21 protein-coding genes and 4 pseudogenes are annotated in these 21,833 nt (G+C 71.3%); 9 read left to right on the forward strand and 16 right to left on the reverse strand.

Annotated features, from left to right (window positions below; genetic code table 11):
- Positions 1–16: 16 nt before the first annotated feature.
- A complete protein-coding gene (locus OH807_RS06820) occupies positions 17–421 on the forward strand; it encodes a hypothetical protein (RefSeq protein WP_406195141.1) in 405 nt (134 codons plus the stop codon).
- A gap of 147 nt (positions 422–568) precedes the next feature.
- Here the strand turns inward: OH807_RS06820 and OH807_RS06825 are convergent.
- Together OH807_RS06825 and OH807_RS06830 are read right to left on the reverse strand one after the other, a co-directional pair.
- Positions 569–697 (reverse strand): annotated as a pseudogene (locus tag OH807_RS06825) (family 1 glycosylhydrolase); the annotation flags it as partial.
- A 295-nt stretch (positions 698–992) separates the two neighbouring features.
- The gene (locus OH807_RS06830) at positions 993–1,667 is read right to left on the reverse strand and encodes a TetR/AcrR family transcriptional regulator (protein WP_406195143.1); all 675 of its coding nucleotides are present in this window, start codon (positions 1,665–1,667) and stop codon (positions 993–995) included.
- A gap of 141 nt (positions 1,668–1,808) precedes the next feature.
- Between OH807_RS06830 and OH807_RS06835 the strand changes: the two genes are divergently transcribed.
- Entirely contained in the window at positions 1,809–4,064 is a 2,256-nt protein-coding gene (locus tag OH807_RS06835) for an MMPL family transporter (protein WP_406195144.1), read from the forward strand.
- A gap of 124 nt (positions 4,065–4,188) precedes the next feature.
- Here OH807_RS06835 and OH807_RS06840 read toward each other — a convergent pair whose 3' ends face one another.
- Positions 4,189–5,547 (reverse strand): GH1 family beta-glucosidase, encoded by a 1,359-nt coding sequence (locus tag OH807_RS06840; RefSeq protein WP_406195146.1) that lies wholly within the window; start codon positions 5,545–5,547, stop codon positions 4,189–4,191.
- Positions 5,548–6,484: 937 nt separating this feature from the next.
- Here OH807_RS06840 and OH807_RS06845 point away from each other — a divergent pair.
- Positions 6,485–6,625 (forward strand): annotated as a pseudogene (locus tag OH807_RS06845) (transposase); the annotation flags it as partial.
- On the opposite strand, the gene OH807_RS06850 reads toward OH807_RS06845, so the two are convergent.
- The 3 genes from OH807_RS06850 to OH807_RS06860 all read right to left on the reverse strand — a co-directional run bounded on the left by OH807_RS06850 (position 6,606) and on the right by OH807_RS06860 (position 9,507).
- Complete coding sequence (locus OH807_RS06850) at positions 6,606–7,184, reverse strand: TetR/AcrR family transcriptional regulator (RefSeq protein WP_406195148.1); 579 nt, start codon at positions 7,182–7,184, stop codon at positions 6,606–6,608. The pseudogene OH807_RS06845 and the gene OH807_RS06850 overlap by 20 nt on opposite strands.
- Before the next feature lie 66 nt (positions 7,185–7,250).
- A complete protein-coding gene (locus tag OH807_RS06855) occupies positions 7,251–8,141 on the reverse strand; it encodes an SDR family NAD(P)-dependent oxidoreductase (protein ID WP_406195151.1) in 891 nt (296 codons plus the stop codon).
- 172 nt (positions 8,142–8,313) lie between these two features.
- Positions 8,314–9,507 carry a PP2C family protein-serine/threonine phosphatase gene (locus OH807_RS06860; protein ID WP_406195155.1) on the reverse strand — a complete coding sequence of 398 codons (1,194 nt, stop codon included), beginning with the start codon at positions 9,505–9,507 and terminating at the stop codon, positions 8,314–8,316.
- 82 nt (positions 9,508–9,589) lie between these two features.
- Here OH807_RS06860 and OH807_RS06865 point away from each other — a divergent pair, with 82 nt between their 5' ends.
- The 4 genes from OH807_RS06865 (at position 9,590) to OH807_RS06880 (ending at position 13,516) form a co-directional block, all read left to right on the forward strand.
- Positions 9,590–10,078: a MarR family winged helix-turn-helix transcriptional regulator gene (locus OH807_RS06865; RefSeq protein WP_406195157.1), complete on the forward strand. Its 489-nt coding sequence runs from the start codon at positions 9,590–9,592 to the stop codon at positions 10,076–10,078.
- 377 nt (positions 10,079–10,455) lie between these two features.
- On the forward strand, positions 10,456–12,018 hold the full coding sequence (locus OH807_RS06870; RefSeq protein WP_406195159.1) for a PP2C family protein-serine/threonine phosphatase: 1,563 nt from the start codon (positions 10,456–10,458) through the stop codon (positions 12,016–12,018).
- The gene (locus OH807_RS06875; RefSeq protein ID WP_406195161.1) at positions 12,015–13,109 is read left to right on the forward strand and encodes a B12-binding domain-containing protein; all 1,095 of its coding nucleotides are present in this window, start codon (positions 12,015–12,017) and stop codon (positions 13,107–13,109) included. Before OH807_RS06870 ends, OH807_RS06875 begins: the two co-directional genes overlap by 4 nt.
- The gene (locus tag OH807_RS06880; protein ID WP_406195163.1) at positions 13,106–13,516 is read left to right on the forward strand and encodes an STAS domain-containing protein; all 411 of its coding nucleotides are present in this window, start codon (positions 13,106–13,108) and stop codon (positions 13,514–13,516) included. Before OH807_RS06875 ends, OH807_RS06880 begins: the two co-directional genes overlap by 4 nt.
- A 128-nt stretch (positions 13,517–13,644) precedes the next feature.
- On the opposite strand, the gene OH807_RS06885 is transcribed toward OH807_RS06880, so the two are convergent.
- Positions 13,645–13,839 carry a hypothetical protein gene (locus OH807_RS06885; RefSeq protein ID WP_406195166.1) on the reverse strand — a complete coding sequence of 65 codons (195 nt, stop codon included), beginning with the start codon at positions 13,837–13,839 and terminating at the stop codon, positions 13,645–13,647.
- A gap of 84 nt (positions 13,840–13,923) precedes the next feature.
- Entirely contained in the window at positions 13,924–14,094 is a 171-nt protein-coding gene (locus OH807_RS06890; RefSeq protein WP_406195168.1) for a hydrophobic protein, read from the reverse strand.
- Positions 14,095–14,225: 131 nt separating this feature from the next.
- Between OH807_RS06890 and OH807_RS06895 the strand changes: the two genes are divergently transcribed.
- A complete protein-coding gene (locus OH807_RS06895) occupies positions 14,226–14,399 on the forward strand; it encodes a CsbD family protein (RefSeq protein ID WP_406195169.1) in 174 nt (57 codons plus the stop codon).
- Positions 14,400–14,733: 334 nt separating this feature from the next.
- Here OH807_RS06895 and aspA read toward each other — a convergent pair.
- Positions 14,734–14,931, reverse strand: a pseudogene (gene aspA, locus OH807_RS06900) (aspartate ammonia-lyase); the annotation flags it as partial.
- Positions 14,932–15,037: 106 nt separating this feature from the next.
- A pseudogene (locus tag OH807_RS06905) lies at positions 15,038–15,769 on the reverse strand (L-asparagine permease); the annotation flags it as partial.
- A 138-nt stretch (positions 15,770–15,907) separates the two neighbouring features.
- On the opposite strand from OH807_RS06905, the gene OH807_RS06910 reads away from it, so the two are divergent.
- Entirely contained in the window at positions 15,908–16,432 is a 525-nt protein-coding gene (locus OH807_RS06910) for an AAA family ATPase (RefSeq protein WP_406210766.1), read from the forward strand.
- Positions 16,433–16,782: 350 nt separating this feature from the next.
- On the opposite strand, the gene OH807_RS06915 is transcribed toward OH807_RS06910, so the two are convergent.
- From OH807_RS06915 to OH807_RS06940, 6 genes are all read right to left on the reverse strand, one after another.
- Positions 16,783–17,880: a glutamate--cysteine ligase gene (locus OH807_RS06915; RefSeq protein ID WP_406195172.1), complete on the reverse strand. Its 1,098-nt coding sequence runs from the start codon at positions 17,878–17,880 to the stop codon at positions 16,783–16,785.
- 177 nt (positions 17,881–18,057) lie between these two features.
- The gene (locus tag OH807_RS06920) at positions 18,058–18,780 is read right to left on the reverse strand and encodes a glycosyltransferase (RefSeq protein ID WP_406195174.1); all 723 of its coding nucleotides are present in this window, start codon (positions 18,778–18,780) and stop codon (positions 18,058–18,060) included.
- Positions 18,777–19,367 carry an SAM-dependent methyltransferase gene (locus tag OH807_RS06925; protein ID WP_406210769.1) on the reverse strand — a complete coding sequence of 197 codons (591 nt, stop codon included), beginning with the start codon at positions 19,365–19,367 and terminating at the stop codon, positions 18,777–18,779. The genes OH807_RS06920 and OH807_RS06925 overlap by 4 nt, the downstream gene beginning before the upstream one ends.
- Positions 19,368–19,423: 56 nt before the next feature.
- Positions 19,424–20,221 (reverse strand): PIG-L deacetylase family protein, encoded by a 798-nt coding sequence (locus OH807_RS06930; protein WP_406195176.1) that lies wholly within the window; start codon positions 20,219–20,221, stop codon positions 19,424–19,426.
- Positions 20,218–21,156, reverse strand: coding sequence for an acyl-CoA dehydrogenase family protein (locus tag OH807_RS06935; protein ID WP_406195179.1), 939 nt, complete (start codon positions 21,154–21,156; stop codon positions 20,218–20,220). Before OH807_RS06935 ends, OH807_RS06930 begins: the two co-directional genes overlap by 4 nt.
- Positions 21,157–21,624: 468 nt before the next feature.
- Positions 21,625–21,813 carry a hydrophobic protein gene (locus tag OH807_RS06940; RefSeq protein ID WP_406195181.1) on the reverse strand — a complete coding sequence of 63 codons (189 nt, stop codon included), beginning with the start codon at positions 21,811–21,813 and terminating at the stop codon, positions 21,625–21,627.
- Between the last annotated feature and the right edge of the window lie 20 nt (positions 21,814–21,833).

The following is a 21,833-nucleotide window of genomic DNA, read 5'->3' on the forward strand; positions in this document are numbered from 1 at the left end:
ACAGGGAGGACTGCACATGTCCGTCAAGGGAATCCGTCGGGTCGTCCTGGGCCTGGCCACCACCGCGCTCGCCGGCGGGATCGCGCTGACCGGCGCCGGGGCGGCTTCGGCATCGAGTGGCGGCGGCTGCGGCGGCCCCGGCTGGAAGCAGACCTGTATCAGCGCCGGCGGCGGCCAGGTGTCGGCGCAGGTCACCACCAACTTCTCCAGCAACAACTGCACCGAGCAGATCATCATCTGGGACTACACCACCGGCAGCCAGGCGCTCTCCACCTCGTTCCCCTGCCACTCCGGCCAGTACTCCTACACCTACTCCCTCACCAACCCGACCCCGGGCCACGACTACAAGGCCGAGGCCCGCTTCTACTGGCAGCCCGGCAGCGGCTACGACTACCAGCTCAGCCCCGACCTCTGGTACTGAGCCGCTGCCTGAGCCACCGGGCGTGACGTGACACCGCGCCCAACCCCCGCGGGCCCCGAGCCCGCACCGCGTCCCGCCCCCGACTTCCACGGGGGCGGGACGCACCGTTCGGACGGCCTCTCGACCGTCACGGTGACTCGTCCACAACTATTGCTTCAGGTCGCCATCATGACTGGCAATCAGGTCGCGGTACCAGGCGTACGAGGCCTTCGGTGTGCGCCGCTGCGTCCCGAAGTCGACGCGGACGAGACCGAACCTCTGATGGAACCCCTCGGCCTGTCGAACAGACTGTCATTGTACAAATCGGTCGATCATTTACTGCTGGCGTCAGACGAACTCGCCGCGCGCCCCGTTCTGGTTCGGTGCTTCGCCGGAGCTTGGCGGTGTCGGGCTACCGACCTCGGGTCGCGCCAGGTCGAGCAACCGCTCGTGGGAGCCGTCACCGGGAATTCGTGTCAGTCCGTTGCGTACCGGCCGGCCCGGACCAACCGGCACGTCGGGGAGGCGTAGAGGTCGAGGACGGTACTGTCCTCGTCGCCCGAGCCGGCGCCGTGTGCCTCGCGGGCCCTGATCACTGCTGGTCCACGGTCGGCGACAGGCCTGCGGTGCGCGCGGCAACGCCCGCCTGGACTGCGAAGAGGCGGTCCCGCGCTTGCTGGTCGAGCGTGTGGAAGTGGCCGTGCGCCTCAAGGGTGACGAAGCCGTGCACCGTGGCCCAGGCCAGCATCAGGGCTTCCGCCGGGTCCGGCACCAGCGAGCTGCCGAGCCGGCCACGCCCGGCCGTGTCGGCGACGAGTTCGGCCATGTGCTCCATCGCCCGTTGACCGGCCGCCACAGTCGGTCCGTCCGGTGGGGCCGCGTACCCGGGTACGGGGGAGCCGAAGATGAGGGCGAAGCGCTCCGGATTCCGCTGCGCCCAGGTGCGGTAGGCAATGCAGGTGGCCACGAAGCGGCCGTCCAGGTCGTCCGGCGGCACGGTCCCACGCGTCGCCGTCAACGCGTCCGACAGGCTGTCGTAGGAATCGGCGACCAGCGCGGTGAGCAGCTCGTCCCGGTCGGCGAAGTAGCGGTACAGGGCGGGCGGGGTCATCCCCATGCTGCGGGCGATGTCGGTGAATCGGAGGTTCGCGGCGCCGCGCTCGACGATGAGGCTCAGGGCCGCGCGCTTGATCTCCTCCACGGTGTCGGCGCGCAACCGTTCACGGCGGTTCCGCTGCCCGCTCTCATCGGCCGGCCCACTCGTCATCGCATCTCCGTCCGCCCGCCGCGCCAGTCACCGCGTTGACAATCCGTACCCATCGAGGGGAACGTTACGCGTCATAAGGTGCGTTATGAAGCGTAACGCACCGCCTGGGGCCGGAGCCCCTGACGACGCACGGAGGACCACATGTCCCAGGGACTGCGCGAGGACCGGCGGACAGCCGCCGGGGAGAGCGGGCCACACCGGCCCGGCCCGCTCGGCCGAATAGCCGGTTGGAGCTTCCGGAACCGGGGCCGCACGGTGCTGCTCTGGCTGCTCGCCGCCGGCGCGGCCTTCGGCCTCTCGGCCGGCCTCGGCGCCAAGTACAGCGCCGACTACACCGCACCCGGCTCGGACTCCAAGCAGGCCCAGCAGTTGCTGACACGGGACTTCCCCGGGCTGGGCGGTGAATCGATCAGCCTGGTGCTGGCCACCGACGGCAGCGTGACCGACACCGCCACCCGCGACCGGGTCGAGGACCTGGTCACCCGGATGACCGCGGTGCCGCACGTCAGCGGCATCGACGACCCGTACGGCCCGCGCGGCAAGGTGTCGGCGGACGGCCGCACCGCCCTCGGGCAGATTCACCTGGACGTCGCCGTCGCACCCGACATGCCGAAGGCGGACACCCAGCGGCTGCTCGACCTCGCCCGCACCGTCGACGGCGGCCTGCGCGTCCACCTCGGCGGCATGACGGTCCAGCAGGCCGAGCAGGGCGCGATCGGCTCGGAGGCCATCGGCATCGCGGCCGCCGCCGTGATCCTGGTGATCACCTTCGGCTCAGTCGTGGCCGCCGGCCTGCCGATGCTCACCGCGCTCGGCGGGCTCGCGGTCAGCAGCACCCTGCTTCCGGTCCTCGCCGCGATCATGCCGGTCCCGGACTGGTCCACCTCGCTCGCCGCGATGCTGGGCATCGGCGTCGGCATCGACTACGCGCTGCTGCTGGTCACGCGGTTCCGCGAGTGGCGCGCCGAGGGGCTAGAACCCGAGGCCGCCACGGTCGCCGCGCTGGACACCGCGGGCCGCGCGGTCGTGGTCGCCGGAATGACCGTGGTGGTCAGCATGCTCGGGCTGTTCGCGATGGGCCTGTCGTTCATGCGCGGCGCCGCGGTCTCGGCGATCCTCTCCGTGCTCGTCGTGATCGCCGCGTCCACCACGCTCTTCCCCGCCCTGCTCGGCTACCTCGGCCGACACATCGAGCGCCTCCGACTGCCCCTGCCCCAGCGCCGCGCCGCCCGGGGCGGGAGCTCGGTGGGCACCGGCTGGCTGCGCTGGAGCAGGCTCGTCGAGCGTCACCGCGTCCTCGGTGCCGTCACCGGCGCCGTCGTCCTGCTGGCGCTCGCGGCACCGTTCCTGGGAGTGCGCTTCGGCTTCCCCGACGCGGGCAACGACCCCGCCGGGCGCTCGAACCGGCTGGCGTACGACACGGTGGCCGCCGGCTTCGGACCGGGCAGCAACGGACCGCTGGTCCTGGTCGCCGAGTTGGCGCCGGGCACCCCCGCCGACGCGACAGCCGCGCTGCCCACCGCGCTGAAGGCGATGCCCGGCGTCACGGCGGTGACCCCTCCGATGCCCGGCTCCGACGGCCGCTCGCTGCTGCTCACCGTCGTCCCGGACAGCGGTCCGCAGGCCGGCGCCACCAAGGCCCTGGTCCGCGACCTCCGCGATCACGTCGTCCCGGCTGCGGTCGGCCCCGGCGTCCGGGTGCACGTCGGCGGGGCGACCGCGAGCGCGATCGACAGCACCGACAACATCTCCCGTCGCATCCCACTGCTGGTCGGCGGCGTGGTCACGGTGTCGATGCTCCTGCTCCTGGTGGCCTTCCGCAGCCTCGCCGTCGCCCTCAAGGCCGCTGTGATGAACCTGCTCTCCGTCGGAGCCGCATACGGCGTGGTCGCGCTCGTCCTCGAAGGCGGCACCGCCGGCCGATTGATCGGCATCGACAGCCCCACCCCGCTGCCGGCCTTCGTGCCGGTGCTGACCTTCGCCGTCCTGTTCGGCCTGTCGATGGACTACGAGGTCTTCCTGGTGAGTCGGATGCGTGAGGCCTGGCTTCGCAGCAACGACAACGCGGAGTCCATCGTCAGCGGACTGGCGGGCACCGCGCGGGTCATCACCGCGGCGGCGGCCATCATGGTCGCCGTGTTCGCGGCCTTCGTCCCCTCGCCCGACCTGCCGATCAAGGTCATCGGCGTCGGCATGGGCTCGGCCATCCTGATCGACGCCACGCTGGTCCGACTGCTGCTGGTACCGGCCGTGATGCACCTCCTCGGCCGCGGCAACTGGTGGCTGCCCGGCTGGCTGGACCGCCGTCTGCCCCACCTCCACGTCGAAGGACACACGGAGTACTACCAGCCGAAGCCCGCTCCCGAGGCACCCCGCTCCCTGGCGGTGGTCCGGTAGTTGCAGCAGCGGACCGCGGGCGCCCCACGACGTCCGCGGTCCGCCGTCACGGGACCGACGACCACCGCCGACGATCGTGACGGTGCTCGACCTTGAGCCGCTCTTCCGACCCGGCTCGGTGACTTCACCGGAAAGTCACCGACCCCTCCTTCGTACACCGCGCCCGGTGGGCGGCGATCAGGTCGCGGTACCAGATGTACGAGGACCTCGGGGTGCGCTGCTGGGTCTCGAAGTCCACGTGGACGAGACCGAACTTTTGGCTGAACCCTTGCGCCCACTCATAGTTGTCAATAAGTGACCAGGTGAAGTAGCCGCGGACGTCGACGCCCTCGGCGACGGCGGCGGCGAGGGCGTCGAGGTGGCCGGCCAGGTAGTCGATGCGGGGCTGGTCGTCGACGGCCGCGGCCGTCGAGCAGCCGTTCTCGGTGATGGTGATGGGCGGGAGGGCGGAGCCGTAGCGGTCGCGGAGGCCGGTGAGGAGTTCGCGGAGGCCGTCGGGGACGACCGGCCAGTCGAACGCGGTGCGGGGGACGCCTTCGATCGGGGCCTCGGTGAAGGGAAGGCCGGGGTCGGTGGGGGCGGCGATCCGGGTGGGGTTGTAGTAGTTGACGCCGAGGCCGTCCAACGAGGTGGCGGCGATCAGCTTGAGGTCGCCGTCCTGGACGCTGCCGCCGAGGTCGGGACCGACGCCGAAGGCCGAGAGGTCGGGGTAGCGGCCGAGGAGCAGCGGGTCGGTGAAGAGCCGGTTGTGGAGGGCGTCGTAGGCCTCGGCCGCGGCGAGGTCGGCGTCGGAGGACGAGGCCGGCCACACCGGTGTGAGGTTGTTGGCGATCATCACCTCCAGGCCGCGCTCGCGCAGTGCGGAGGCGGCGAGGCCGTGGCCGAGCAGCTGGTGGTGGGCCGCGGGCAGTGCGTCGAGCATCAGGGTGCGGCCGGGGGCGTGGATGCCCAGCGCGTAGCCGTAGACCATGTGCACGAAGGGCTCGTTGAGAGTGATCCAGGCGGGGATCCGGTCGCCCAGGCGGTCGGCGACAACCGCGGCGTACTCGGCGAAGCGGTACGCGGTGTCGCGGTTCAGCCAGCCGCCGGTGTCTTCCAGGGCCTGCGGCAGGTCCCAGTGGAAGAGGGTGGGCAGCGGGGTGATGGCGACTTCCAGCAGGGCGTCCACCAGGCGGTCGTAGAAGGCGAGTCCGGCCGGGTTGACCGAGCCGGCGCCGGTGGGCTGCACGCGGGGCCAGGCGATGGAGAAGCGGTAGCCGTCCAGGCCGAGGCCCTTCATCAGGGCGATGTCCTCGGTGTAGCGGTGGTAGTGGTCGCAGGCGACCGCCCCCGTGTGGCCGTCGCGGACGGCGCCGGGGCGGGCGGCGAAGACGTCCCAGACGGACGGGCCGCGGCCGTCCTCCTCGACGGCTCCCTCGATCTGGTAGGCGGCGGTGGAAACACCCCAGCGGAACCCCGCCGGAAGGTCGAGACGATCCTGCACGGCCCGCTCCTTGCTCGCGATGGCGATGGCGATGGCGATGAGTATGCACTCAACGGAAGCATCAAATATGAGGCATCCTCATGTTAGCGGCTGACGGGCGAAGCACCAGATGTTGTGCGAAGGTTCGAAGCGCCAAGCCTGCCGGACTCGCGGAACAGTCGATCCACGGCAATAACAGGCGGATCGCGTGTGCGGTCGGGCGATGACTACTTGGACGCGGCAGACACAGGCCTGCAGCGTGCCCCGGGCCGGCTCAATGACGCCTTGGACGCCGGAAGGCCGGCCCAGGCGGCCGCCGACTGTCGCGCAGCGCTCCACCAGCCGGTCGTGGAACTCGCCGACCAGGCCCTTGTCCCGCCGGCGCCGCAAGAACGCGTAGACGCGGTCCCAGGCGGGGAAGTCCGCGGGCATCGCCCGCGTTGGCATCCGGCCATCTTGGCACCAGCCATCCACCACCCGCCACGCATTACGGGCGGGGGTGTCCCGAAGGCGTGGGCATGGCGCCCATCCTGCCCGACGGGCCGGTTCCCGGATACGGCACGCTTCGGCGGGTCGTGATCCACTTCTCCCGATCGGCCTGCCTGCCTTGCCCGTTGCCACTGCCCGCCCGACAGCCCTGCGCGCCGCCGAGCGCGAGCGGCTGAAGAAGACGGCCTTCCCAACTGGCGGCAGAAGGCTCTGACTTGCCCGAACGGAGGGAGCAGCCCGCCAGGGAAGCCGGCGCTCTCCGACGGCCAGGAGCGCATGCCGGTGCTCTTCCCCCGAGCAACCTGGCGGGCCTGCGAGGACCGGCTGAAAGGCACCGGCAACGTCGACGGCAAAGGCCGGCACATCCTCCTCCTGCCTCACCCCCTGCAGGAGATCCAGAACCAGGTGCGACGCGACCAGCAGACCAGTCCATGGCGCGAGCGATACGCCCTCAGCGCCCGGCTGGGAGGCCACCGTCTCCGAGACCGTGCACGCCCATGGCCTCCGCCACTGCCGCTACCGCGGCACTGCCAAGACCCACGTGCAGCATGTCCTCACCGCAGCCGGAACCGACGGCGCAAGCGGTGCTCTCACGCGTGCCGCGGCGTAGCGCGCAGGCCTTCGAGGAGTGTGGCCAGGTAGCGGTGTGCGGTGTCGATCCGGTCGGCGGGTGTGCCGCCGTGGACGTTGACGGCGTAGGCGATGCCGCACATGAGCGGGACGAGGTCGGTCGCGGCCAGGTCACGTCGGACCGTTCCGGCATCGCGAGCCCGGTCGAGGAGTACGGTGCCGACCGACCGAAGCGTCTCCTTGAGTTCCGTGGTACGCGGCAGGGTGTCAGTGGCTGCCGCGGTGACCGGGGCCAGGGACGCATCGGTGACCTGCGCTTCGATGGTGCGGAACAGGAAACCTTCGAGGGCGCGCCAGGGGTCGGTCCCGGTCAGGGCCTGCCGGCCGTGGTCGGCCAGGGCTTCCAGGCACGGGGTGGCGACGGTCTCCAGCAGCGCCTCGGGGGTGGCGAAGTGCCGGTAGACGGTGCCGACTCCGAGTCCGGCACGGCCGGCGACGTCGTTCAGCTGCAGGGGTGTGCCCTGGTCAACCAGGGCACGGGCGACTGCGACGATCCGGTCCCAGTTGCGGGCCGCGTCCTTGCGCAGGGGCATCGTCATGGGGACATGCTAACCGGATTCTCCATCCGGATGATGCCACCCACAGCACCCGCACCGCCTGGCGGGTCAGGTGGTGGCGAGAGGTGCGTACCGTTCACTGAGCCGGCGCACGTCCTGGGCGATGCGGGGGTCGGTCGCTGCGCGCAGCGGCGTCACCGGGTGTGCCCGAGCCCCGATGACGATGCCGGTCCGGCCCGTGAGGGCTTCGTCGGTGGCGGCGACGATCGAGGGCCGGGCAGCCACGGACGCCGGACCCGAGGTGGAGCGTTCGAACCTGCGGCGCACCAGTGGCCACAGCAGTCGAAGGGCCGGTGAGACGATCTTCGGGTCGGTCATGGTGCCGTTGGTCATGTCGGTCGCGGCACCTCCCGGGTCGGCGGCGAAGACGGAGGCGGCGGTGCCCTTCAGGCGGTTCGCCAGGTCGATCGTGTAGGCGAGGTTGGCGAGCTTGGCGCGGCCGTACCAGTGGAAGCCGTAGTAGCCGCCGGGCGGCTCGACGGTGTCGAAGGCCTTCTTCGCGAGCCCGACCGCGCCCGAGGTCACGTTCACGATCCTGCTCGGCGCTCCGCCTGTCAGCGTGGGCAGCAGCAGTTCCGTCAGCAGGTACGGCGAGAGGTGGTTGACGACGAACGACGCTTCGATGCCGTCCAGGGTCTGTCGTTGCGGGAACATCGCCCCGACGTTGTTGACCAGTACGGTCAGCGGGTCGCCGGAGGCGGTGTGCTCAGCGGCGATCCGGTCGGCGAGCGCGCGCACCTGGTCGAGCGAGCCGAGGTCGGCGGGCAGGAACCGTCCGGGATGCGCGGGGTTCGTCGCGTTGATCCGGTCGACCGCCCGGGCACCACGGTCGGCGTCGCGTCCGACCACGGTGACCGAGAAGCCGGCGTCGGCCAGCCCCAGGGCCGTCTCCAGTCCGATACCGGCCGTTCCCGCTGTGACCACGGCTGTCTTCGTCATGTGCCCCTCCACCCAGATATTCGGATAGTTCATCCGCTTGCTGGAACCGTAACATGCAAACGGATGATCCATCCGCTTAGGGGCGGCGGGCGGGGGGCGGGGCTCGGGGCCGAAGCCACCGACGACGTAGCCCGGTCGATTTCAGGTCTCTCCGCTGCGGTCACCCCGGTGATCAGCTCGGGCGGGCGTCCTCGGAGGAGGGATGGCGGCCGTTCCAGTCGAGGCAGACGATCAGGGCGTCGTCCTGGGGGTCGTCGTCGCGGTAGGTGGCGAGTTCGGTCAGGATGGCCCGGGGTACCTCGGCCGCGGGGAGCAGACGCGTGGACTGGATGGCACGCGCAAGTGCCGCCCGGCCGTAGATCTCGCCGACCTTGGAGGCCACCGCGTGGACTCCGTCGCTGACGAAGATCAGCCGGTCACCGCGCTGTACCCGGATGCGCTGCGCTTCGTAAGGGGTGTCGTCGGCCAGCCCGAGCGGGAGCTGGGCCTCGAAGGGGACGTGGCTGACGGTGCCGTTCCGCAGCCGGTGCAGCTGCGGTGAGCCCGCATCGACGACCTCCACCAGGCCGGTGTCGAGGTGGAACTCCAGGAGGAGGACGGAGAGGTAGGCCTCCCCGCGATGCCGGGCGTAGACGGCCTGATCGGCGAGTGCGGCTTGGTCGGCGATGGTGACGCCGGCGCGGCGGGCGTTCCGTAGGGCATTGACGGCAAGGTTGGTGAGCATGGAGGCGTCGATGCCTTCGCCCATGCCGTTGGTAATGGTCAGGGTGAGGCGGTCCTCGGTGGCCGACCAGTCGAAGTTGTCACCGTGGATGGCGTACGCGGGTTCGAGTTGCGCGCCGACGGCGTACTCCTCGCGGGCACAGGCACGAGCCGGGAGGAGCTGCCACTGCATCTCGGCGGCGAGGGTGAGGCGGTCCTTGCGACGGGCCTGGAGGTAGAGGTCGGTGTCCCGGTCGGCCACGACGATCTGGTGGCCGAGTATTTCGGCGATCTCGCAGAACTCGTCCCGCAACCCCGGTGTGAGGTCGGTGGCTCGCAGGCCGAGGCTGAGAACGCCGAGGCGGTCGCCGCGTACGGTGACAGGCAGGTGCAGGATCACACGACCGGTGTCGCGTGCCGCCTCGGTGTGGGGCAGTTGGGATCCGAAGGCACGGCCGGCCGCACTGGTGTGCACGGAGATCGGCTCGGTGGTGAGCGGAAGCTCCGTGACCCTTTGCAGGACGGTGAGGCTGTAGTCGGCCAGCAGCAGTTCGGTCGTCGTTACACCGTAGAGGCGCGTCAGGTTCTCGCGCAGGGCGTCCAGCAGTGCGTACGGGGCGGCGGTGCGCAGCGCGCGCTCGACGGCGGACAGGGCGGGGGTCACCCTTGCTCCTTGCTTCTGTGAAAGTCGGCTGATTGGGTCGTTGGGTTGTCAGTGGCGTCGGGGGCAGTGTCAGGATGGGCTCATGAACCCCGCCTCGCAGTTCCCGAGCCCCGCCGATGTCGCGGGCATCGCGTCGTCGGTTGCCGAGCTGCTGGAGGTGCTCTGGGGCGGGGGCCGTGATCTGGCAGCGACGCCGGTGTCGGTGTCCCAACTGCGCGTCCTCTTCGTTCTGGCGGGAAGCGACGGCATCAATCTGCGTACCCTCACCGAGAGCCTCGATTCGAAGCCTTCTTCGGTGAGCCGGCTGTGCGACCGTCTCGAGGCGGTCGGGCTTCTTCAGCGCACCGCCAGCGCTGTCAGCAGGCGTGAGCTGGAGCTGCACCTCACGCCTGCGGGGCTGGCCTTGGTCACCGATATGCGCGCCGCACGTGAGGAGTCGCTCGGCAAGGTCCTCGCCGTCATGTCCGCGGCCGACCGTCGGGCGCTGTCGGCCGGGCTGAAGGGGTTCCGTGCCGCGAGTGCCGAACTGGCTGCGGACCGTACAGCGGTACCGCATGTGCGCACCGCCTGAACATCACGGCTCCTCGTGTTGGCGTCGTCGATGATGATCCGCCCATTGTTCCACATGGCAAATGTTGCCAGTGGGCAAATGTTGGCGTCCCTGTAATCGGCCGCCCACCGCCTTCCCGCGGGCGGACGGCGCGCCCGCGCCCAGGACGGCCGGGGCGGGCTGGGGAGCCTCCCCCGGGAGTACGGGTTGCTGCCGCGAGGCACCATGAGGGATTGTTGTCGCACGACAACTGTTCCGTCGAGTTGATGAGGTGAGGGATTCGCCTAGCGGATCCTCAACATTTGGCTTCAACCCACACGCTGACCACCGAACCGCAGGGCCGGCACTTCCCCTGGTCAGGCGCTCCCTGTCCGGTACTGGTCGCTGACGCGCAGGCAGTGCTTGTCCAGCGCAACGACGCTGCCGGTCTGCTGCTTCCGCTGGCGGATCCCGGAACGCCACTCGCGAAGGCCGTCCCCGACTGGCTCTCCGAAGCACACCACGCTCTCGGTTCGGCCGGCGGTGCAGATGCGGACGCGGCGGCGGGCGACCCGCCGTCCGGCCTGATCGGCGGACGGAGCTACGAGGCGCACCCGAGTGTGCGGGAGGACGGCGCGGTGGCGTGGTGGCTGGTGGACGACACCGACTACCGGCTCGCCCGGGAAGCGCTGCGTATGGAGCGGGAGCGAACCGCCTTCCTGGCCAAGGCCTCCAGTGCCCTGCTCTCCTCTCTCAACCTCGAGCGCTGCATGAACGTCACGGCACAACTGGCCGCGGAGAGCCTGGCGGATGCAGCACTGGTCCTGGCGCCGTCCAGGGGCCCGTGGTTCCCGGTGGTGGCCTGCCTGCGTGGCGGGACCCCCTTCGAGTCCCGGCACACGGTGGACCCGGACGGGGTTACCGGACTCGGGGAGGCGCTGCGCGGATTCCCACCCGTCCCGGCCCGCTGGATCGACCCAGCCTCTGCTCCGGAGTGGATGGTGCCCGAGGACTTCGGCCCGGTGGGCTCGATCGTGATCACCCCGCTGCCCGGGCACGGTGTGCCCGCCGGCGCCCTGGTACTGCTGCGCCGGTCGGAGAGCACGGCGTTCTCCGAGGAGGAGGAAGTCTTCGCCCGCCTGTTCGCCGCCCGGTCCGGGGCGGCGATCTCGGCCGCCCGGCTCTACGCGGAGCAGACCGCCATCAGCGAGGTCCTGACGCAGGAGTTGCTGCCGCCGGCGCTGCACCGGATTGCCGGGGTGGACTTCGCGGGCGGCTACCAGCCCTCGGCCGATCACGAGCGGGTCGGCGGGGACTTCTACGACGTGCACCCCGCCGCGGTGGAGGGTGAACCGTCACTGGTCATCATGGGGGACGTCTGCGGCAAGGGCCTGGAGGCGGCCGTGCTGGCGGGGAAGATCCGCAACACGCTGCACGCACTGCTTCCCCTGGCGGGCGACCACGAGCGGATTCTGGACCTGCTGAACACCGCCCTGCTCACCTCCCGCCACACCCGGTTCGCGACGGTGGTCCTGGCCTCCGCCGTCCGCCAGGGCTCCGCGGTGGGCCTGCGGCTGACCAGCGGCGGCCATCCCGTCCCGCTGATCGTCCGGGCTGACGGCACTGTGGAAGAGGCCGACACTCGCGGGAGCCTGGTCGGGGTCCTTCCCCAGGTCTTTGCCCGCACCGCCGAGGTCACACTCGCGCCGGGCGAGTTCTGCGTGCTGTACACCGACGGGATCACCGAGGCGAAGGGCGGTCCACTCGGGGGCGTCCTCTTCGGCGAGGAGCGCCTCAAACGGGCGCTCGCCGAGTGCGTGGGCATGCCCGCCGAAGGTGTCGTGGAACACGTCCAGATGCTCGCCGCCCAGTGGCTGGGCAGTAAGCGCCACGACGACATGGCCGTAGTCGTCATCTCCGCACCCCCCGCCCGACATCTGACCATGGTCAACGGGCACGCCGACGGTCGGTACACCGCATGATCACCAGTACCTCGGACGGGCTCCTCGCCGTTTCCCCGCAGCCGTTGCTGGCGGATGCCCTCTTGGACGCCGTCCTGGCAAAGGACGAGTACCGTGCCACCGACCTGCTGGTGGGCGCCTTGGAGGAGGGCGTCGACGCGGAGAGTCTTCTGCTGGATGTGATCGCGGTGGTCCAGGGCAGGATCGGCGAGCGGTGGGCGGCCAACACGATCAGTGTCGCGCAGGAACACTCTGCCACCGCCATCAACCAACGCTGCGTCGCTGCCCTGGCCGGCCACCCCCGCACCCGCACCACCGCCTCCCGGGGCAGGATCGCGGTGGCATGCGTGGAGGGTGAGTGGCACGCCCTTCCCGCCCGCTTGCTGGCCGAGGTGCTGAAGCTGCGGGGATGGCAGGTCGACTTCCTGGGCGCGCAGGTCCCTTCCACACGCCTGATCGCCCACCTCCACACCACCCGGACCGACACCGTCGCGCTGTCCGGCTCGATCTCCACCCGCCTGCCCACCGCCCACGCGGTGATCACCGCCTGCCAGACCGTGGGCGTACCCGTCCTCACCGGCGGCGCTGCCTTCGGACCGGGCGGCCGGTACGCCAGGCGGCTGGGAGCGGACGCCTGGGCCCCGGACGCTCGGGCCGCCGCCGACCTCCTGGCAGCCGAGCCGCTGCCGCGTCCGCAGCCCGACCACCAGCAACTGGACGACCTGCCGCACCTCACGGACCAGGAGTACACACTGGTCACCCGGAACAGCTCAGACCTGGTCCGCGCCGTCCTCACCGGCTTGGAGGACACCTTCCCCGCCGTAAGCGCCTACAGCGACAAACATCGTGAGCACGCCGCCGAAGACCTCGCTCACATCGTGGAGTTCCTCGCCACCGCTCTCTACCTCGACGAGGACGACCTCTTCGCCTCCTTCATCGCCTGGACCGCACAGATCCTGGCGGCCCGCACAGTCCTCGCCCCAAGCGTGCCGGCGGCCCTCGGCCTCCTCGCAGACGAGCTGAAGGACTTCCCCCGAGCCACCCGCGTCCTGCGGCACGGCCTACGGGAGCTCGCCGACCACCACACCGCACCCGCAGGGAAGACCGCATGACCAGCCCCTCCTTCGCCCCCCTCCGCCTGATCACGGTGGACACCGAGGACACCGTGCGCATAGAACTCCACGGCGACCTGGACCACGACAACGCCGGCATGCTGTTGGCCCAGGTCACCACGCAACTCGCCGGCCGGCACGATCTTGAACACCTGCACCTCCACTGCGGCGGGCTCGACACCACCGACTCCACGGGCCTGTCCGTCCTGCTGATGATCCGCAGGCGCACCGCCGAAGCAGGTGTGAACCTCCACCTCGACGACCGCCCGGCGAAGCTGGACCGCCTCCTCGAAACGACCGGCACGCTCGAATACCTCACCACCCCCGCCCCCACCGACGGCATCCGACCACTGCGCGGTGACGCAACGTCAACCGCTCGTGCCCCCCGCCCCGAAGGCCTCGGCTGACCAACCTTCCGACGGGGACACTGGAGGCGTCCGCGGAACGCAGCGTCGTCACCGTGTCGCTGCGGGGGGGCCGGCCGGGAGACGTCCTGTACGACGTCGACCGGAACACACAACAGGCCACCCGTCAGTCAGCGCCGGCGGCCGCCGATGCGGCGGTCGTCGGCCAGTGCGGTCAACGGGCCGTACTCGCAGGCAAGCTCGTTCCACGTCAGAGCCTCGCCACAGCGGGCCGGGAACTCCTTCGGGTCGACCTCGGGCATGGTCCAGGTGCCAGTGCCCCGGTCCCGCAGCCACAGGTCCCAGGTGGAGGCGCTGGACGACATCGGGCGGTGGGGGGCGGGGCATGCCGGAGCGGGGTGCACGCCGTGGCGTGCGCCCCGCTCGGTCCGGTGTCCTCCGAACCACTCCTACCAGCGGTACCAGCGGCCGCGGCTGCCGGAGGCGCCGGTGCCGCGGGCCACGAAACCGACCAGCCACACCACCAGAACGATGATCGCGACCCACCACAGGACCTTCACCGCGAAACCGAGACCGAACAGGAGCAGAGCGAGCAGCAGGACGAGAAGAAGGGGAACCATCGTGACCTCCACAGTCAGTGTCGGGAGACCGGCTGCCCCGGCCCGGGACGACTATTCGTAGGAATCTTCGGGCTGTCGGCGGGCAGGCGTGCTGCCGTACGCCACGGTCCACCAGCTGTGAGGAGAGTGCGATGAGCACGAGCGACAAGGCCGAGAACACCGCCGACAAGATCAAGGGCAAGGTCAAGGAGACCGTCGGCAAGGCGGTCGGCAACGAGCGCCTCGAAGCCGAGGGCAAGACCGACCAGGCCAAGGGCGACCTCAAGCAGGCCGGCGAACACGTCAAGGACGCCTTCAAGCACTGAACACCCCCCTGGGTCCTGCACACGCGAGGGTCCCGGCCGCTACGGCCGGGACCCTCGCGCATCGTCAGGCAAGTGGTCAGCCGATCGTGAGGTCCGGTGGTGCCGGAGCCGCCCCTGACCGCGTTGCTCGACTCAGGTGGCTGAACTGGTCGAGCAGGCCGCACGGTCCGTCACAGTCTCGCTGTGCCAATTCCTGAGATCCGGTACGTCGGACTTCGACGCCCTTCTTCGATCGTGCCGCGGGGTGGTCCGGTCCGATCCGGATGGACGCGACGGGCCGCCGCACCGGTCCCGGTGCGGCGGCCCGTCATTCGCTCCCGAACCGCGCCCGTTCTCAGACCACGGGCACGCCGCTGCCCGCGATCACCTCGGGCCGCAGCAGCGCGCTGAGCGTCTCGGCCGGGAGCAGGCCCTTCTCCAGGACGAGTTCGGCCACGCCCCGGCCGCTGGCGAGGGCCTCCTTGGCGATGTCGGTGGCGGCCGTGTACCCGATATGCGGGTTCAGTGCCGTCACCAGGCCGATGGAGTTCTGTGCATCACTGCCTCGATCGGTGGTGGGTCGCTTCCGGTCAGTCGGCCGGCGGCGGCCCCGGCGACGGCGGGAGCCGTCCGCGCGTCGTCGCGGGCCGCCGCTCGGTTCAGCCGTCGGCCCTGGCGGCTTCGCGCGCGAGGCGCCTGCGGACGGCGTACCAGCCGGCGACGAGTGCGGCGGCGATCAGCGGCACGCACAGCACGGTGGTGCGTCCGGCGCCGCCGTCGGCGTACATGAGGACCAGGACGACGGCAAGGAAGGCCAGCGTCACGATCTGGGTCCAGGGGGAGCCGGGCAGGCGGTACGCGGGGCGGGACAGTTCGCCGGCCCGGGTCTTCCGCCAGAAGAAGAGGTGGCAGACCATGATCATGCCCCAGGTGGCGATGATGCCGATCGCCGCGAGGTTGAGCACGATCTCGAACGCGTCGGCGGGCACCACGAAGTTGAGACCGACGCCCAGGACGCACATGCCGCTGGTGAGCAGGATGCCGCCGTACGGCACCTGGGTGCGGCTCATCCGGGCGGTGAAGCGCGGGGCGGACTCGTTGACGGCCATCGAGCGCAGGATGCGGCCGGTGGAGTACAGGCCGGAGTTGAGCGAGGACATGGCCGCGGTGAGGACGACCAGGTTCATCACGCTGTCGGCCGCCGGGATACCGATGTGGGACAGCACGGTCACGAAGGGGCTCTGGCCGGAGGTGTACCTGTTCCAGGGCATCAGCATCGACAGCAGGACCACCGAGCCGACGTAGAAGAGGCCCACCCGCCACATGATCGAGTTGATCGCCTTCGGCATGATCTTCTCGGGGTTCTCGGTCTCCCCGGCCGTGACACCGACACCTACAAGGACAGCATCCTGCCCAGCGGCCTGCCTGCCGGCTCCGCCGAAGAGGCCCTCGACTGCGCAGGCAACCTCTACCTCGACGCTCTCGCGCCGGGCGGCTCCGGGCCGATCCGTGGGCCCGCGGGACTGGTCATCCTCGTCGGCCCTCCCGCCTCGGGCAAGACCAGCTTCGTTCGGGCACTGATCGAGCGTCGGCAGATCAACATGGAAACCGTGGTATCCAGCGACGAGATCCGCGTGGAACTCTTCGGCACGTCACCCACCGACGCGGACTCGGAGGCGGCGGACGGACGGATCTTCGAGGAACGCGACCGCAGAATCGCCGCCAGGCTCGCGACCGGACACAGCGCAGTCGCCGAGTCCACGAACGTCACCCCGCAGGCGCGCGCACGACTCATCGCCATCGCCAGGCGCTACAACGCCCCGGTGACCATGCTGCGATTCGACCCGGACCTCACCGACCTCCTCCGGCAACAGGCGGAGCGAGGCCGCAGTGACATCACCGCCGCAGACGTCCGCGCCTACGCCGCGATCATGGCCCGACACGCCACCGCCGACCAACTGCGCTCCGAGGGCGCAACCGCCGTCCACGACGTCCCCGGACGCCGCCAAGCAACCACGCCCGCCGAAGCCGCCGCGCACTTCTCATTCGCCTGACACAACCGACGTGTCCAGACTCGCCCTCCGGCACCCCTCCACGAACTTGCGCGGGGCAGTACCACAGCGGCCCGAGCACGTGCCCCGACGACACGCCCGCATCGCCCACTCCCCCGGCAGACGCCCTCACCCTCTGCGCCGGCGGGCTGATCGAACACCGTGAAGAGGGCATCGGCACCGGCCTGGACCGGCCGTTCACCGCATCGCCGGCCTCACCGGCCTCGGGCCCGGCGCGGCCGGCCGACGCACTGCCCGCGCGACTCGGCGTCGCCGGCGGTGCTCGCGACGACATGGCTGCGGGCGTCGTCCGCCTCTGACAAGGCGCCGTTCAGCCGTGAAGGGAGGCGCCGCTACACGCCGGTGCTCTGGTCGGTGATCATCGTCACGAGACCGTCACGGCCCTCGGTGCGCAGTCGGCGCAGCTGGCGGGCGGCGCCGTTGCCGTCCCGCAGCAGACGCTCCAGGACGGGGACGAGGTGTCGCAGGTCCGTACTTTCTTCGATCACCGGGTCGATGTGGTCCAGCAGCGCGGCCACCGCGTCCCCCGCATCGGCCAGGTGGCCGGAGAGCGGGTCGAACATCGTGCTCGCGCAGCCGTGCCGGGCGCCGTGCCACACGGCGGCCGCGAGCATCTCCTGCTCGACGGGCGGGACGCGCTGCCGAGCTCGCGCATCGCTGAGGGCGCACGTGGCAAGGGCACGCACGACCCCGGCGAGCATCACCGCTTCGTCCGCGCGCAACTGGACATCCATGGCCCGGATCTCCACGGTGGGGAAGTTCTCGGACAGGCGGATGTGCCAGTAGACCTGCCCGACATCGCGGATCAGGCCGCCCTTGACCAGAGCTTTGGTGCGCCGGTCGTAGGCGTCGGCGTCGTGGAAGAAGGGCGGCGGCCCGCTGACGGGCCAGCGGCCGAAGACGACGGTGCGCCAGCTGGCGAAGCCGGTGTCCGTGTTCTGCCAAAGCGGTGAGTTGGCGGCGAGCGCGATCAGTAGCGGCAGCCATGGACGCAGCCCGTTCATCACGGTGACGCCCGCGCCGCGGTCGGGGATGCCGAGGTGGACGTGCATGCCCGTGATCAGCTGCTGGTCGGTGAGGAGCCGGGTGTCGGAGTGGATGGCGCGGTAGCGGGCGGTATCCGTGATGGGGACCGGCAGGCGATCGGTGAACGGCGCCGCGCCGCACGCGGCCAAGCGGCAGCCTTCCTGCCGGGCGGCCTCACCGAGGGCCAGGCGCATCCGCAGCAGGTGTCCGCCGACCTCCTCCAGGTCGTGGCAGACGGGGGTGGCGACCTCCATCTGCGCCTGGAGCAGTTCTCGCTGGACCTCGCCGCGCTCCAGGGCAGGTTGGAGGCGGGCGGCCTCCCGGACCTGGGCGGCGCGGGCCACCGGGAGCCCGGTGGCCGGGTCGAGCAGGAGGTATTCCTCTTCAACGCCGAGGGTCAGCATGCTGAGCATGTACCCGCGTGCGGAACGCGCATGCGGCCGCCGCGCCAGGACCCGGGCCGGCGAATCAGCGGGCGGTTCGGGTGCTTCGCGCGAGTATGACCCCCATGAGGGTCACGCTGCCAGTACCTCCTGTTCGGTGCGGGGCGGGCTGAGCCGAGTGGCGTAGCCGCCGGGGAGTCAGCCGGCCAGGGTGTCCAGGCCGCGCAGGTAGTCGCCGAACCCGCCACGGGCGCGCGGGTCCCGCCGCCCCGACGTGGTCACGGGGCTGTGGACGGTGCGTCCTACGTGGTAGCCCGCCGTGTCCAGGGCCGCGACCAGGGCCCGGTCCTCGCCGACGGCGAGGGGCTGGAAGCCTCCGACTGCCCGGTAGGCGTCCCCGCGTACGCCGAGGTTCGCGCCGTGGACGTGCGGGTGCCCGGCGGATCGCGGGTCGTCATCGTGCTGGTAGTGCCGTGCGAAAGCGGCCGCGGTGCGCTCCGGGTGGCCGTGCCAGTCGGTCACGCGGACGGTTCCCGCGACGGCGTGCCAGCCGGAGACGGCGTAGGCGAGCTGGCGGGCGATCCAGTCGGGCGGAATCCGGGAGTCCGCGTCGGTGTGGGCCAGCCACACCCCGCCGGCGCCCTGGCCGGGCGCGATCTGCGCGGCGGCCCCGAGGGCGTGGGTGCTGCCCGCCGCGCGGGCAGCACCCACGTTGCAGGCGTTCACCTCCAGGACCGCGGCGCCGAAGGCGCGGCCGATCCGGGCGGTGGCGTCCGTGCACCCGTCGGCGACCACGGTGACCAGGACCGGGAGGTCGGGCACGCCCGGGTGCCGGAGCGCTCGGTCGAGCGCTTCCAGGCAGCCGGGGAGCAGTTCCTCCTCGTCGCGGGCCGGGACGACCACGGCCAGGGCGCCGATCACCGCAGGCCCTCCGCTGCGGCGACGGACAGCCGGTGCGGTGCGGCGGGCTGCTCGGATCGCACGAATGCGTCCAGGAGGAAGTCCGGCTCGGTGTGCTCGGCGATTCGGACCAGCTCCGGGTGGGAGCGGGCCTGCTGGTGGACGGCGTCTCCGGGCTGCGCGTGCTCCGCCACCTCCGGGCGCCAGTGGACGAGCATCAATGTCCCACCGGGATCCAGCGATGCGACGGCCAGGTCGAGGAGCCGACCGCTGTCGTCCGCGGTGAAGTAGTACAGCAGCTCGGACAGGACGACGAGGTCGAAACGGCCCGGAGGCCAGTCACCGGGCAGAACCCGCTGCTGGACGGTGACATGCGGAAGGTGGGCGAGCCTCGAACGGGCCTGGGCCACCGCGGTCTCCTCGCGGTCACAGGAGAGCAGTGCCTGGCAGCGGGTGGCGAGCCTGCCGGAGAGGACGCCGACGGAGCAGCCGGGCTCGAAGGCGCTGCGGTAGTGCCGCTCGGGGAGGGCAGCGAGGGTGAGGGCGTACTTGCGCTGTTCGTACCAGCGGTCGGCGAGCTGCCACGGGTCGGGCCGGTGGGCGTACATACGGACGAAGTAGTCCCCCGGCGTGCCCTCGACCGCCGCCGGGATGCGGGGTGCGGTCACTGCCATATCACCTCGAAGTCGCGCTGGAAGTGGACCAGTTCCTCCGGGGGCAGGATCGGCTTGTCGCCCGGCCCGGTGCCGAGGGGCCGGGTCTGGCTGCGGAAGCAGTCGAGGGCGGCCTGCTTGCGGGCCTGGATCCCGGCGGGCAGCGGGATGCGGGCCGCGCGGTGCCAGGGCAGCGCGGGGTCCGCGGGCCGGGCCCAGTGCCAGGACCAGACCGGGTACTCCCACACCGGCACGCCGCGAACCTTCGCGGCGGCCAGCGCCGCGCGGCCGGCCGCCTCGTGGTCCGGGTGCAGGTCCCGACTGTAGGGGGCGACGCACAGGTCGCATCCGTCCAGCAGCCGGGTGAGCCGGTCCGTCAGGTCCTTCTCGTGCCGACCGACGCCGCCGTCCGGAAGGTGCAGGGCCGTCCGGTGCATCCGGGCGTGCAGCCGGGACAGGGCCCGGTCCAATTCCTGGGTGCGGGCCGCGGCGAGGTCGCGGGCCTGCGGGGAACGGCTGTTCGGGTGCGAGGCTTCGCCGTCGGTGACCGACACCAGGACCGGCCGCACTCCCGCGTCGGCGAGGAGCGCGAGGGTACCGCCGAAGCCGAGGACTTCGTCATCCGGGTGCGCCGCGATCACGACGACCCTGGAAACGCGGCCCGGGCCGGCGGGGAGTCGGCTGAGCGGGTCGAGCCGAGGAAGGTCCCGGAGTCCGCCCCACGCCTGCCACTCGGCTTCGGGGGTACCAGGGGCCTGGATCGCGTCCGCCGGGCCCTTCGGCGCCAACGGCACCGCGTTCTCCCTCATGCCACCTCCCAGGACAGACGGGTGGCGGAGGCGGCCTTGCCGAGCGCCGCGAGGTCGCGCTCGGCGTGGTGCTGGCGCACGTACACGGTCAGGTCCGCGACCGCGCGGGCGTGAGCGGCGTCGTGGCCGAGGGGAGCTGCGCCCAGTGCGCGGCCGACCCGTCGCAGCACGTCGCCGACGGCGTCCTCGACGGCGGCGCGGACCCGCATCGTTCGGAGGCGGGCCGTGCCGGCGCGGTCCGAGGGGTCGGCGTCCACCTGCCGGGCCGCCTCCTCCAGCAGCGCCCCCACCGTCGCGAGCCTGGAGTCGACGGCGCCCAGGTGAGCCAGGGCGTGCGAATCGAGGTCCCAGGAGCGTGAGGCTGTCAGCAGGGTGTTGGCGACCGCGCGGGCACCGCCGTACCAGCACGCAGCCACGCCGATGCCGCCGTGGTGGAACCCGGGCCGCTCCACGTACGCGCCCGGCTCACCGACGTTCACCGCCGCGACGGCGTCAAAGTCGACATCCAGCGTGTCGCTGCCCGCCATCCCGGCGGCAGGCCAGCTCTCCGGGCGCGGAACGACACCCGGGTGGCCGGCGTCCACGGCGAACAACCGCCGCCGGTCCCCCTCCCGCGCGGTCACCAACGCCCGGGTGCACACCCGCGCCCCCGAACAGAACGGCTTCACCCCGGACAACAACCAGCCGGCACCCGCACGGCGCGCCTCCAAGGTGTAGCCGGGCGGCTCCGCCGCCCACACCCCCCACAAGGCGTCGTCCCCGGCTGGGTCGGCCGAAGCTCCGAGTTCCGCGAGGATCGCCACCGCGTCGGCGTGGCCCTCCCCCAACCGGGCCAGGGACAGGTCCCGCTGGGCCCACCGGGTGAAGGTCGCCCACCGGGCACGGGTGCTGCCGCCGCCGGGAAGCGGCAGCGCAAGCTCGCCCGTGGCACCCATCCGCCTGAACTCCGCACCCACCCACGCACGGTGCTCCTCGGCCGCCGTACCGACGGGTAGGTCTTCGGCGACGGTCCCGGCCCTCATCGCTCCTCCGCGTGAGCGGCGGTCCGACCGGGGTGGTGCCGGTCGAGTCGGTGGATCGGCTGAACGCTCACGCTGTGCTCCTTCATGTCGTCGGCCATGTCGTCGGCGAGGAACGTGCCCGGTTCGACTCTGCACCGAGTGCCGGCAACCCGCCCGGGACAGCGGGACCGCTCGCAGGCTCTGCCGCGCCCCGCAGCCGGCAGGGGCGCCCAGCTCGGTCTCGGCGCCACCGTCGGTCCCCGCACCCGCCACTGCGCCCCTGTACCGCTCCGGACGGGGCTTCCCACCGCCTCCACGAGCAGGTGCACCACGACAACCACCTTCGCCACGGCCCTGCCGGGAAGCGTCAGTGCGTATCGCGGGTGCAGGATCATCTGAGTGCTACCGGCGGTACCAGCGGCCCCGGCTTCCGACACTGCTGGTACCGCGTGCGACGAAGCCGAGCAGCCGGACGGCCAGAACGACGATCGCCACCCACCACAGAGCCTTCAGCGCGAACCCCGCGCCGAAGAGGATCAGAACGAGCAGCAGCACCAGCAGAAGGGAACCATCGTCAGCGACCTCCGTCATCAGCGTCGTCGTGCTCGACG

It is taken from the genome of Kitasatospora sp. NBC_01560 (assembly GCF_045208415.1).
In the GTDB taxonomy this organism is placed as follows: domain Bacteria; phylum Actinomycetota; class Actinomycetes; order Streptomycetales; family Streptomycetaceae; genus Kitasatospora.

Excerpts from the sequence above, each read along its gene's own strand:
- OH807_RS06890 (WP_406195168.1), bottom strand. The coding sequence starts at position 14,094 with ATGGTTCCCCTTCTTCTCGTCCTGCTGCTCGCTCTGCTCCTGTTCGGT.
- OH807_RS06925 (WP_406210769.1), bottom strand. The coding sequence starts at position 19,367 with ATGTACGCCCACCGGCCCGACCCGTGGCAGCTCGCCGACCGCTGGTAC.
- OH807_RS06850 (WP_406195148.1), bottom strand. The coding sequence starts at position 7,184 with ATGACGATGCCCCTGCGCAAGGACGCGGCCCGCAACTGGGACCGGATC.
- OH807_RS06865 (WP_406195157.1), top strand. The coding sequence starts at position 9,590 with ATGAACCCCGCCTCGCAGTTCCCGAGCCCCGCCGATGTCGCGGGCATC.
- OH807_RS06930 (WP_406195176.1), bottom strand. The coding sequence starts at position 20,221 with ATGAGGGAGAACGCGGTGCCGTTGGCGCCGAAGGGCCCGGCGGACGCG.
- OH807_RS06855 (WP_406195151.1), bottom strand. The coding sequence starts at position 8,141 with ATGACGAAGACAGCCGTGGTCACAGCGGGAACGGCCGGTATCGGACTG.
- OH807_RS06875 (WP_406195161.1), top strand. The coding sequence starts at position 12,015 with ATGATCACCAGTACCTCGGACGGGCTCCTCGCCGTTTCCCCGCAGCCG.
- OH807_RS06830 (WP_406195143.1), bottom strand. The coding sequence starts at position 1,667 with ATGACGAGTGGGCCGGCCGATGAGAGCGGGCAGCGGAACCGCCGTGAA.
- OH807_RS06915 (WP_406195172.1), bottom strand. The coding sequence starts at position 17,880 with ATGCTGACCCTCGGCGTTGAAGAGGAATACCTCCTGCTCGACCCGGCC.
- OH807_RS06820 (WP_406195141.1), top strand. The coding sequence starts at position 17 with ATGTCCGTCAAGGGAATCCGTCGGGTCGTCCTGGGCCTGGCCACCACC.
- OH807_RS06835 (WP_406195144.1), top strand. The coding sequence starts at position 1,809 with ATGTCCCAGGGACTGCGCGAGGACCGGCGGACAGCCGCCGGGGAGAGC.
- OH807_RS06940 (WP_406195181.1), bottom strand. The coding sequence starts at position 21,813 with ATGACGGAGGTCGCTGACGATGGTTCCCTTCTGCTGGTGCTGCTGCTC.
- OH807_RS06935 (WP_406195179.1), bottom strand. The coding sequence starts at position 21,156 with ATGGGTGCCACGGGCGAGCTTGCGCTGCCGCTTCCCGGCGGCGGCAGC.
- OH807_RS06880 (WP_406195163.1), top strand. The coding sequence starts at position 13,106 with ATGACCAGCCCCTCCTTCGCCCCCCTCCGCCTGATCACGGTGGACACC.
- OH807_RS06895 (WP_406195169.1), top strand. The coding sequence starts at position 14,226 with ATGAGCACGAGCGACAAGGCCGAGAACACCGCCGACAAGATCAAGGGC.
- OH807_RS06885 (WP_406195166.1), bottom strand. The coding sequence starts at position 13,839 with ATGTCGTCCAGCGCCTCCACCTGGGACCTGTGGCTGCGGGACCGGGGC.